The following is a 5,708-nucleotide window of genomic DNA, read 5'->3' on the forward strand; positions in this document are numbered from 1 at the left end:
GCTCGGCCTGAACCTCGGCGACCGCCTGCAATTCGATATCGGCGGGCAAAAGGTCGACGCGACGATCACCAGCCTGCGCAAGCTCGAATGGGGTTCGATGCGCGTGAACTTCTTCGTGATCCTCAACCCTTCGATCATGAAGAACATGCCGCAGACCTGGATCACCGCCTTCCACCTGCCGGCGGAGCAGTCGGGTTTCATCAACCGGCTGACGCGCGACTATCCGAACCTGACCGTGGTCGATGTGGGCGCCATGATCCGCCAGGTGCAAAGCGTGGTCGACCAGGTGATCGCAGCGGTTGAATTCCTGTTCATGTTTACGCTGGCGTCGGGCGTGCTCGTGCTGTATGCGGCGCTGGTCGGGTCGCAGGACGAGCGCATCCGCGAGTCGGGCCTGTTGCGCGCGCTTGGTGCCACGCGGACACAACTGTCGCAGTCGCAATGGATCGAGTTCGCGCTCGTCGGCGGGCTGGCCGGCATGCTTGCCGCGAGCGGCGCCGCAGGAGTGGGATGGGCGCTCGCACGCTTCGTGTTCAACTTCGAGTGGACCTTCAGCCCGGTAGTGTGGATTGCCGGCCTGTTCGTCGGATCGCTATGCGCATTCATCGGCGGCTGGGTGGGCCTGCGTAACGTGCTGAACCATCCGCCGTTGCAGACCTTGCGCGGCACCTGAGTTACCGCCAGACACATTCCCCTGCGTCATCAAATCAAGGGACTTAATTTCGATTAAGTCCCTTCGTCTTTTTACGTGCTTTTTCGCAAGCCGTGCAACTCACCTTGCTCCTATCCTCAATGCAGGACATGGCTGCGGCAAGTGCGTCGCCTGGAACAAAACAACGCTTTGATTCAACGACATTTCATATCTGGGTTGCCGTTGATGAGTGTCAAAACAGCCATGAAGAGCCAACGTAAAGTTGTGCATAAGATAAGTCGCCAATAGTCAACCGGCAATGAACGAGATGGAGCGAGCCACTCATCACATGCCAACACGGCACATACCGTTTGCCGGCCAATGCCGAACACCACGGCTCGCGCAGCTCCATCCCGATGATGCATCTCTCAAAAGCCAAGCGGCCTTCGTGGCCGGATCGTACTACTCAGTGGGGTAATCATATGCACGTCAAGTCCAAAGCATCTCTGAAGAGATGGAGTATGGTTGTTGTCATGCCGTGGCTGGTGGCGGGTTGCGCATCCGTCGCGCCCGGCCTGCACTTCAATGGATCGAACTACAGTTCGGATACCAAAGAGCCCGAGCCCGCCCCGGGAACCGCGGCCGAGAACATCAATCCTGTCCTGCGGCACATCACCCCGCAACTCGTGCGCACCGAGCGCGAGGTGCGCGAGAAGCAGGTGACGCAGGACATCAGCAAGCTCCTCGGCAAACCGGGGCCATACACGATCGAGACCGGCGACGTGCTGTCCATCGTCGTCTGGGATCATCCCGAACTGTCGAATTCGGCCACGGTGGCGACCGCCGGTCCCGTCGGCACGGGCGCGGATGCATCGACCTCCGCGACCACGGCGCCGCCGGCCGGCTTCATTGTCGATCACGAGGGCATCATCCAGTTTCCTTACGCAGGCGAGGTCAAGGTAGCCGGCCTCACGCAGGACCAGGCGCGCAACCTGCTGGCGAACAGGCTGGCCAAGTACCTGAAGCAGCCAAAAGTCACGCTGCGCGTGCAGTCCTTCCGCAGCAAGCGCGTCTACGTCGACGGCGAAGTAAAGAACCCCGGGCTGCAGGCGATCAACGATATCCCGATGACGCTGGTCGAGGCGATCAATCGCGCGGGCGGCGTGCTGCCGTCGGGCGACCAGAGCCAGATCATCGTGAACCGCGCTGGAGTGAACTATTCCATCAACCTGCCGCAGCTCGTGCAGCGTGGCGTCAATCCCGCAAGCATCCTGCTCACCAGCGGCGACGTGATCCGCGTGCGATCACGCGACGAGAGCAAGGTCTTCGTGTCAGGCGAGGTGGTCAGCCCGCGTGCGCTGCCGATGCATAACGGCCGCCTGACCTTGAATGAAGCGCTGGGCGAATCGGGCGGTATCAATCCGACCAGCGGCGACGGCAGCCAGATCTACGTGATTCGCAAGAACGGTCCCGAGCAGGTGGTCTACCAGCTCGACGGACGTTCGCCGGGTGCGCTGGCAATGGCGGAGGGCTTCGAGCTGTCGCCCAAGGATGTCGTGTATGTCGCTGCGACGCCGCTGGCCAACTGGCATCGCTCGATCAGCCTGCTTCTGCCGGGTGCCCTCTCGTCGGCTGTAGGTGCGGTCGGTCCGACGCGCTAGCAGTGAAGGCAGCACGGTTCGCAAGGAGGGTCTTGTCCCGCACGGCATGTTCCTGTACCAACAACAAGCAAAGAATCCTATGATGAATCAATCCATACCCCTGTTGACCGGCCCGGCCCGGCCACAAGAAAACGAAGCCGAGCTGGCCACGTATCTCGACGTGCTGTGGGCAAACCGATGGCTGATCGCGACCATCACCATGGTCGCCTTGCTGCTCGGCGCAATCTATGCCTTCACCACAACGCCGGTCTACCAGGCGAACATGTTGATCCACGTCGAGGAAGAGGGGCAGTCGAAGTCGCAGAACATCGTCGGTGACATGCAGTCGATGTTCGACGTCAAGACCTCGGCGCTCGCGGAAATGGAATTGCTGCAGTCGCGCCTGGTGGTGTCGCGCGCCATCGACAACCTCCGCCTGTACATCAACGCGACACCGAAGCGCGTTCCGCTGGTGGGCGACTGGCTGGCGGATCGCAACAAGCAGCTGTCGACGCCGGGCCTGTTCGGCTGGGGCGGCTATACCTGGGGTGCGGAGAAGATCGACGTCGCCGTGTTCAACGTGCCGGAATTCCTGCTCAACAAGGAGTTCAGCGTGATTGCCGAGCCCAACGGCGAGTTTCGCCTGCTGCAGCAGGAGCAGGGCATCGACCTCAAGGCGCGTGTCGGTGAAACCGCGATCTTCGAACTGCCGAAGGGCACCATCGAAGTGCGCGTCAACAAGCTCGAAGGCAAGCCCGGCGCGGAATTCCTGATGTCGCGCAGCTCGCGCCTGGCCACCATCGAAGGCATCCAGAATGCGATGAAAGTCGAGGAACTCGGCGGCAAGCAGTCCGGCGTGATCGGCGCCAGCCTGCGCGGCTCCGACCCGCGCACAGTGCATGTCGTGCTCAATGAAATCAGCAAGGAGTACGTGAAGCAGAATGCCGCTCGCAAGACGGAAGAAGCCGAGAAATCGCTCGCCTACCTTAACAAGCAGCTGCCCGAAATCAAGGGCCAGCTGGAGCAGGCTGAAACGAAGTACAACGCCTTCCGCAACCAGAACGGCACGGTCGACCTGGGCGAGGAATCCAAGCTGACGCTGCAGCAGTCCTCGGCCGCAAAGCTGAAGAAGATGGAACTGCAGCAGAAGAAGATCGAGCTGCTGGCGCGCTATACCGACGAGCATCCGGTTGTGCAGGGTATCGACAGCCAGCTGCGCGAAATCAACGGCCAGATCTCGGCAATGAACGACCACATCAAGCAGCTGCCGTCGCTTGAGCAGAACCTGCTGCGCCTGCAGCGTGAAGTGAAGGTGAACACCGATTTGTACACAGCGCTGCTCAACACCGCACAGCAATTGCGATTGATCACCGTCGGCAAGGTCAGCAATGTGCGCCTGGTCGATGCACCGATGCTGCCCGAAAAGCCGGTCAAGCCTAACCGTCCGGTGATCCTGGCGCTCGCGCTGCTGGCCGGGTTGTTCCTTGGCGTGGTTGCGGCATTCTTCCGCAGGTCCCTGGCTGGTGCTGTCGATTCGCCGGAGGAAGTGGAGCAGATCGCGGGCATTCCGGTCTATGCGACCATCCCGCACAGCAAAAAGCAACGCGAGCTGTACCAGCAGGTCAATGCCAAGCACCAGAAGGTGCCGCTGCTGGCGAACGTGTCGTCCACCGACGTCGCGGTCGAGAGCCTGCGCAACTTCCGCACGGCACTGCAGTTCTCCATGCCGCAGTTCAAGAACAACGTGGTTCTCATCACCGGCGCCACGCCGGGCATGGGCAAATCCTTCGTATCCGCCAACCTCGCCGCGATCATGGCGGCGACCGGCAAGAAGGTGCTGCTGATCGATGCCGACCTGCGCAATGGCCTGCTGCACCTGTACTTCGGCTTCGGCCGCCATGACGGGCTGTCCGATGCGATCGCTGGTGCACGGCGCCTCGACCAGGTGATCCATCACGACGTGATCGAGAACATGGATTTCATCACCACCGGCACCTTGCCGCAGCATCCGTCCGAGCTGCTGTTGCGTCCGAATTTCGGCGCCTTCCTGCAAGAGCTGTCGGCGCGCTATGACCTCGTGCTGATCGATGCGCCGCCGATCCTGGCCGTTGCCGACACGATGATCGTCGGCGCGCACTGCGGTGCCATCTACATCATGACCCGCGCCGGCGTGACCACGCCTGGCGAGATCAGCGAGTCGATGAAGCGGCTGGCGCAGGCGGGGCTGGAAGCGAAGGGCGTGCTGTTCAATGACCTGAAAGTGCGTCCGGGACGGTATGGCTATGGGTACACCTACGGGAAATACGGGTACAACCAGCGGTCTTCGGGTAATACGCCACTGATCGAGGCGTCGTAACCGACACGGTAAAGGATTCGTAGGGTGGGTAGAGCGCAGCGAAACCCACCGTGCGCTTAGCGAACGGTGGATGGTGGGTTTCGCTGCGCTCTACCCACCCTACGGTTGATGCATTTCACCAACCTATCCACCTGCTCACAGTGCTCCCCATCTCTCCGTCCATCTTCAAGGCCTACGACATCCGCGGCATCGTCGGCAAAAACCTCGACATCGGCATCGCCCGCCACATCGGACAAGCGTTCGGCACGGCGGTGCGCATCAAGGGCGAACAGACTGTCGTCATCGGCCGCGACGGCCGCCTGTCCGGCCCGGAACTGGCTGCGGCGCTCGCCTCCGGCCTGCAGCGCGCCGGCGTCAACGTGATCGACCTCGGCGTGGTCGCCACCCCGATGGTCTACTTCGCCACGAATGTGCTTGATGCGACATCCGGCATCATGGTCACTGGCAGCCACAACCCGCCCGATTACAACGGCTTCAAGATGGTGCTGGCCGGCGAAGCAATCTATGGCGACGCGATCCAGGGCCTGTACCAGACCATCGTGCGCGGCGACTTTGCGTCGGGCAACGGCAGCTACAGTACGCATGACATCAAGCAGGCGTACATCGAACGCATCGTCGGCGATGTGAAGACCAGCCGCAAGATGAAGATCGCGGTCGATTGCGGCAACGGCGTGGCCGGCGCCTTCGCGCCCGAACTGTTCCGCGCGATGGGTTGCGACGTGATCGAACTATTCTGCGAAGTCGATGGCAACTTCCCCAACCACCATCCCGATCCCGCCCATCCGGAAAACCTGCAAGACCTGATCCGCTGCCTGAAGGAAACCGACGCCGAGATCGGCCTCGCCTTTGACGGTGACGGCGACCGCCTGGGCGTGGTGACCAAGGATGGCCAGATCATTTATCCGGACCGCCAGCTGATGCTGTTTGCCAAGGATGTGCTGACCCGCCATCCGGGCAAGGAAATCCTGTACGACGTCAAGTGCACGCGCCATATCGGTCCATGGGTGAAGCAGCACGGCGGCGTGCCGCTGATGTGGAAGACCGGGCATTCGCTGGTGAAAGCCAAGCTGCGCGAAACGGG

At 61.6% G+C, this 5,708-nt stretch carries 4 protein-coding genes; all 4 read left to right on the forward strand.

The window, feature by feature from the left end; all coding sequences use genetic code 11:
* The coding region (locus AYR66_RS27765) for an ABC transporter permease (RefSeq protein WP_141104352.1) at positions 1-673 on the forward strand (673 nt) is incomplete at its 5' end.
* Between the two features lie 479 nt (positions 674-1,152).
* Positions 1,153-2,292, forward strand: coding sequence for a polysaccharide biosynthesis/export family protein (locus AYR66_RS27770; protein WP_088710762.1), 1,140 nt, complete (start codon positions 1,153-1,155; stop codon positions 2,290-2,292).
* A 79-nt stretch (positions 2,293-2,371) separates the two neighbouring features.
* A complete protein-coding gene (locus tag AYR66_RS27775) occupies positions 2,372-4,627 on the forward strand; it encodes a polysaccharide biosynthesis tyrosine autokinase (RefSeq protein WP_234815114.1) in 2,256 nt (751 codons plus the stop codon).
* A gap of 140 nt (positions 4,628-4,767) precedes the next feature.
* The coding region (locus AYR66_RS27780) for a phosphomannomutase/phosphoglucomutase (protein ID WP_088710763.1) at positions 4,768-5,708 on the forward strand (941 nt) is incomplete at its 3' end.

The sequence above is a fragment of the Noviherbaspirillum denitrificans genome (assembly GCF_002211445.1).
Lineage (GTDB): Bacteria > Pseudomonadota > Gammaproteobacteria > Burkholderiales > Burkholderiaceae_D > Noviherbaspirillum > Noviherbaspirillum denitrificans.

Bases quoted from the DNA above. Each gene is read 5' to 3' on its own strand.
- AYR66_RS27775 (WP_234815114.1), top strand. From the start codon at position 2,372: ATGATGAATCAATCCATACCCCTGTTGACCGGCCCGGCCCGGCCACAA.
- AYR66_RS27770 (WP_088710762.1), top strand. From the start codon at position 1,153: ATGGTTGTTGTCATGCCGTGGCTGGTGGCGGGTTGCGCATCCGTCGCG.